This is a genomic window from Bacillus sp. JJ1521 (genome assembly GCF_036965165.1).
GTDB lineage: Bacteria > Bacillota > Bacilli > Bacillales > Bacillaceae_L > Ferdinandcohnia.
Genome location: NZ_JBALOX010000156.1, coordinates 1 through 4878 on the forward strand (window position 1 = coordinate 1; position 4878 = coordinate 4878).

4 protein-coding genes are annotated in these 4878 nt (G+C 40.1%); 3 read left to right on the forward strand and 1 reads right to left on the reverse strand.

Annotation, left to right across the window (positions count from 1 at the left end; genetic code table 11):
- Positions 1 to 884: CdaR family transcriptional regulator (locus V7147_RS19160; RefSeq protein ID WP_335369431.1), on the reverse strand; the 884-nt coding region annotated here is incomplete at its 3' end.
- Between the two features lie 154 nt (positions 885 to 1038).
- On the opposite strand from V7147_RS19160, the gene V7147_RS19165 reads away from it, so the two are divergent.
- From V7147_RS19165 to larA, 3 genes are all read left to right on the forward strand, one after another.
- Positions 1039 to 2202, forward strand: a complete 1164-nt coding sequence (locus V7147_RS19165; protein WP_335369443.1) for a glycerate kinase family protein — start codon at positions 1039 to 1041, stop codon at positions 2200 to 2202.
- Positions 2180 to 3289 (forward strand): 2-keto-3-deoxygluconate permease, encoded by a 1110-nt coding sequence (locus tag V7147_RS19170; protein WP_335369432.1) that lies wholly within the window; start codon positions 2180 to 2182, stop codon positions 3287 to 3289. Before V7147_RS19165 ends, V7147_RS19170 begins: the two co-directional genes overlap by 23 nt.
- 81 nt (positions 3290 to 3370) lie before the next feature.
- Positions 3371 to 4639 (forward strand): nickel-dependent lactate racemase, encoded by a 1269-nt coding sequence (gene larA, locus V7147_RS19175; RefSeq protein ID WP_335369433.1) that lies wholly within the window; start codon positions 3371 to 3373, stop codon positions 4637 to 4639.
- Positions 4640 to 4878: the final 239 nt, after the last annotated feature.

Below are 4878 nucleotides of genomic sequence, written 5' to 3' on the forward strand. Positions count from 1 at the left end.
TTGCTCCCTAGTATTCTTTCTAAAAACTGTTCAGCTAGCTTTGGATCGATTTGATGAACGAGTGCCTCCGGTTCAATGTCTGTATAAGAAATGATCTTTTGTTGTGGTTTACTGATGGCTAAGGCAATTTCACATTCACGATACCCCTGGTTAACGTGCAGAAGTTGGTGAATAAGTGGAGAGAATCCTAAACGAACGTGAACCTTCATTTTTTCAAATTCTTTACAAAGGTAAGTTAACTTCTTTTTTGCTCCTTCGTGAGAAATCTCGGTTAAAAGCAGAAGCAATTTATTTCCGTGAACAAATCCCGCCAACACCTTTCCTTTCCCAATCACTTCTTCAGTGTTTTTAATAAGCAAGTGACTCGAAAAGGAATAATCAACGATCTCAATTAAGCAAACGACAAAGGGACCAGTAAGCTTCATGTTTAATAAACTGAGCCAGCGGTCAATATTGATCGTGTTGGGACTCTCCTTTAATAGTTCTTCGATAATGGTCTCTTTGGTTCTTTGGCGCCATTCCGTTTGGGAAGCCATGTAAGCTTGCTTCATCAATAACTCGGCCATCATTTTTAATAGGCCACCACGATCGCCTATTATTTCGGGTTTCCCTGTAATACCGATGACTCCAACAACCTCATCATGAAATTGAATCGGTAAATTAATTCCTTGCTGTGTTCCACGAAGTTGTCCTTGATTTTCAGATGAAATTTCTAGTTCCTTTCCAGTTTGAACAACTTCTAATGCACCTTCATGGATTGAATCCAAACGAGAAGGATCGCCTGTTGCGATAATAACCCCTTTTTTATTCATTATATTAATATTTAGGTTCATAACTTTCGAAGTTTCTTTTACTAACATCTCAGCAATTTCCCTTGTAATCATCTCATTCTCCTTTTGGTTATTGAGTACAAAAAATTATCTGAATTTATATAATTATTTGTATTCTACATATAAAGAAGATTTGAAGCAAGTACATTATAATAAAAGAAACAAGTTATTGTAAGCGTTTTCCAATAAGGAGGGGGACAAAGTAAAGATTGTAATTGCACCCGATTCATTTAAGGGCAGTGTAACCGCGATGGAAGCGGCCATATCAATTGAAAAGGGAATTAAAAATGCATTTCCGAATGCAGAAACGATTTTAATACCTGTGGCAGATGGAGGAGAAGGAACGATGGAGAATCTCGTTTCTTCGACGAAAGGACATAAAGTTCCAGTGACTGTAACAGGTCCGCTTGGTAGACCGGTTGAAGCGTATTTCGGGGTGCTAGGTGATAATGAGACATGCATTATAGAAATGGCAAATGCATCAGGCTTGGATTTAATTAGTCGCTCTGAGCGTGATCCATTAACTGCAACGACGTATGGAACCGGGGAATTAATTAAGAGAGCACTTGACGATGGATATCGGAATTTCGTATTAGCGATAGGTGGATCGGCCACAAATGATGGTGGCGTTGGAATGCTACAGGCACTAGGTATGCAAATTCTAGATAAGTCTGGAAAGAAAATAGGCTTTGGTGGAGGTGCATTAAATCAAATTCATGAAGTCCTTATTGACCAGTTTGATAAACGAATTTATGAAAGTCATTTTTTAATTGCTTCAGATGTGGAAAATCCACTCATAGGTGATAACGGGGCCTCCCGTGTGTTTGGGCCACAAAAGGGTGCGACAGATGAAATGGTTCAAATTCTCGATCAAAATCTTACCCATTGGGGGAATGTGGTGGAACAGTTAACTGGTATCCGATTGCATGATATGCCGGGTGCTGGAGCTGCCGGAGGTATTGGTGGAGCTTTTCAGGCATTTTTCCCATCGACAATGAAAAGAGGGATCGATGTCGTTATTCAATATTCAAAGCTGAAAGAAAATCTAGAAGGTGCTGATTTAGTCATTACGGGGGAAGGCCAGGTAGATTTTCAAACAGCATATGGAAAAACGCCTATGGGGGTGGCTCAAACTGCAAAGGAACTTAACATCCCAACTATTGTTATTGCTGGCTCTATTGGTGAAAGAATTCAAACGTTATATCAATACGGGATCATCGGGGTTTTTAGCATCATTAATCGTCCAATCAGCTTAGACGAAGCGATGAAGGAGTCAAAAAAATTGTTAGAACTTACAGCTGAGCAGGTAAGCCGTACTTATTTTTTCAATAAAGAGGGGGTAAATGGAAATGAAGATCAAGCAAACAATTGAGAAAGTACCTGGTGGATTGATGGTTGTACCTTTGATGCTAGGGGCGTTATTTAATACTGTGGACCAAATGCACATCCCAGTAATTATGAACGCTTTAAAATCTTTAGGGGTTGCCCCAACTGCTGACGGTCATTATGAGCTTTTACGTATTGGTGGATTTTCAGAAGCATTATTTAAAACTGGCGCATTTACATTGATTGCATTATTCCTATTTTGTGCGGGTAGTCAGATGAATCTTAGAGTCGGTGGTGTTGCTATGAAAAAAGGAGTATTGCTGACAACATCAAAATATTTAACTGGACTTGCTGTGGGAGTAATATTCGGATACTTTTTTGATCCAATGAACGGCTTTCTTGGCTTATCGACAATGGCAATTATTGCGGCAATGACCAATGGAAATGGTGGTATGTATGCTGCTTTGACAGGTCAATATGGAAACAGGTCAGATGTCGGTGCAGTATCTGTCCTATCATTGAATGATGGGCCATTTTTTACGTTAATGTCATTAGGCCTTTTAGGTTCTAAATTCCCAATTATTGCGTTTATCGCTGTTTTATTACCGATTGGAATAGGAATGCTTCTCGGAAATCTTGACCCTGAGATTCGTGAATTTCTGGCTCCAGGAGAAATCTTGCCAGTCCCATTCTTTGCGTTTGCACTTGGCGCTGGGATGAACTTTATGACATTCTTTAACCCAAGCGTTGTTGGAGCGGGATTACTTCTTGGGATTATGACGGTCGTATTAACCGGATTAACCGGTATTCTCGTGTTTAAGCTGTTTAAAGAAAAGAGTCAAATTGCCCCAGTAGCTGAAGCATCTACAGCGGGGAATGCAGTAGGTACGCCGGCAGCAATTGCGGCGGCCGCAGCTGTAGCCGCTGGTTCTGGGATGATGAGTGCTTCTGAAGCCCAAGCTTATCAGGATATTGCGAACGTGGCGACGATGCAAATTTCAATATCCACATTAACAACTGCCATTCTTTGTCCAATTGCAGTTATATTAATGGATAAGTACCAAAGAAGTAAAGGTATTGATGGTAAGCTGGAAAATCCTGGGGCGCCAAAAGATCCTGGAGTACCGGTGTAAAAAACAGACTCCACCCCTGGTCGATTAAGAGGCTAGGGGTGCGGTTATTTATTGAAATATTGATTCACAAAGGAGAAGAAAATGCAAACAACTTTGTTATATGGAAAAGAGAATTTAACGATTAACGTTCCGGATAATGCACTCATTTTAGAACCACAAAATCCCTCAGGCCTAGCTAATGAGATGGATGCCTTACAAGAGGCACTTAAAAATCCAATTGGATCACCTCCTTTAGCGGAAATGGTGAAAGCAACGGATAAGGTAGCTATCGTCATTAGTGATATCACACGGCCAACCCCTAATGAAAAACTTGTTCCAGCTTTAATTAAAGAATTAAGCCATGTACCGCTTGAAAATTTTGTGATTATTAATGGAACTGGAACGCATCGTGACCAAACCGAGGAAGAGTTTGTTCAAATGCTTGGTCAATGGGTAGTTGATAACATTCGCATCATTAATAATCAGTGTCACGATAAAGAAACGCTTGTCAAAGTAGGACATAGTCAATTTGGCTGTGATGTTTATTTAAATAAAGAATATGTTGAAGCAGATTTTCGAATTGTAACGGGGTTTATCGAGCCTCACTTTTTTGCTGGATTTTCCGGTGGACCAAAGGGAATCATGCCAGGGATTGCAGGGATTGAGACCATCATGACCTTTCATAATGCAAGGATGATCGGCGACCCGTTATCGACATGGGGAAATATGGTCAATAACCCTCTCCAGGATATGACAAGGGAAATCAACATGATGTGTAAACCCCATTTTATGCTGAATGTTACCTTGAACCGTGATAAGCAGATTACAAATGTGTTTGCTGGGGAACTAATTGCTGCACATGACAAAGGTTGTGCCTATGTAAAAGAGCATGCCATGTCAAAATGTGATCAGCGTTTTGATGTAGTCATCACATCAAATTCCGGTTATCCACTCGATCAGAATCTGTACCAGGCTGTAAAAGGAATGAGTGCAGCTCATAAAATTGTGAAAAAAGGCGGAACGATTATTGTTGCTTCTGAATGTTCAGATGGTCTTCCAAGCCATGGGAATTATGCGGACATATTAAAGATGGCCAAATCGCCACAAGAAATCTTAGACATGATCAATAATCCCGAATTTAAAACATTTGACCAGTGGCAAGTGCAAAAGCAGGCTGTCATCCAAGTATGGGCAGATGTGTATGTATATTCATTACTAACAAACGAACAAGTGACACAGGCGATGCTGAAGCCAACAACTAATATTGAAGAAACGTTAGAGCACCTTAAAGAAAAGTATGGAAAGGACATGTCTGTTGCTGTACTACCATTAGGACCATTGACCATTCCGTATGTTGATTCCGAGGACTAAACCCGATACCTTCTAAACTATTAATATATATTGCTAATTTTACATTGTTTAAAAGGGGATTTAGTAAGCATTTCAATGAAGTATAATTTTTACGATTTTAACTTTATTCAGCAGGGGTTCAAACCCCGGCTGAATAAAGTTAAAGCCCCCGGCGGATGCCACAGATTTTCAAAGGTAATTTTTGGAACTTAAGATCAAAGACTAAAAACGCCACGTCCTGTGGCAACGTCTTTGTGACC

Excerpts from the sequence above, each read along its gene's own strand:
- V7147_RS19170 (WP_335369432.1), top strand. The coding sequence starts at position 2,180 with ATGAAGATCAAGCAAACAATTGAGAAAGTACCTGGTGGATTGATGGTT.
- larA (WP_335369433.1), top strand. The coding sequence starts at position 3,371 with ATGCAAACAACTTTGTTATATGGAAAAGAGAATTTAACGATTAACGTT.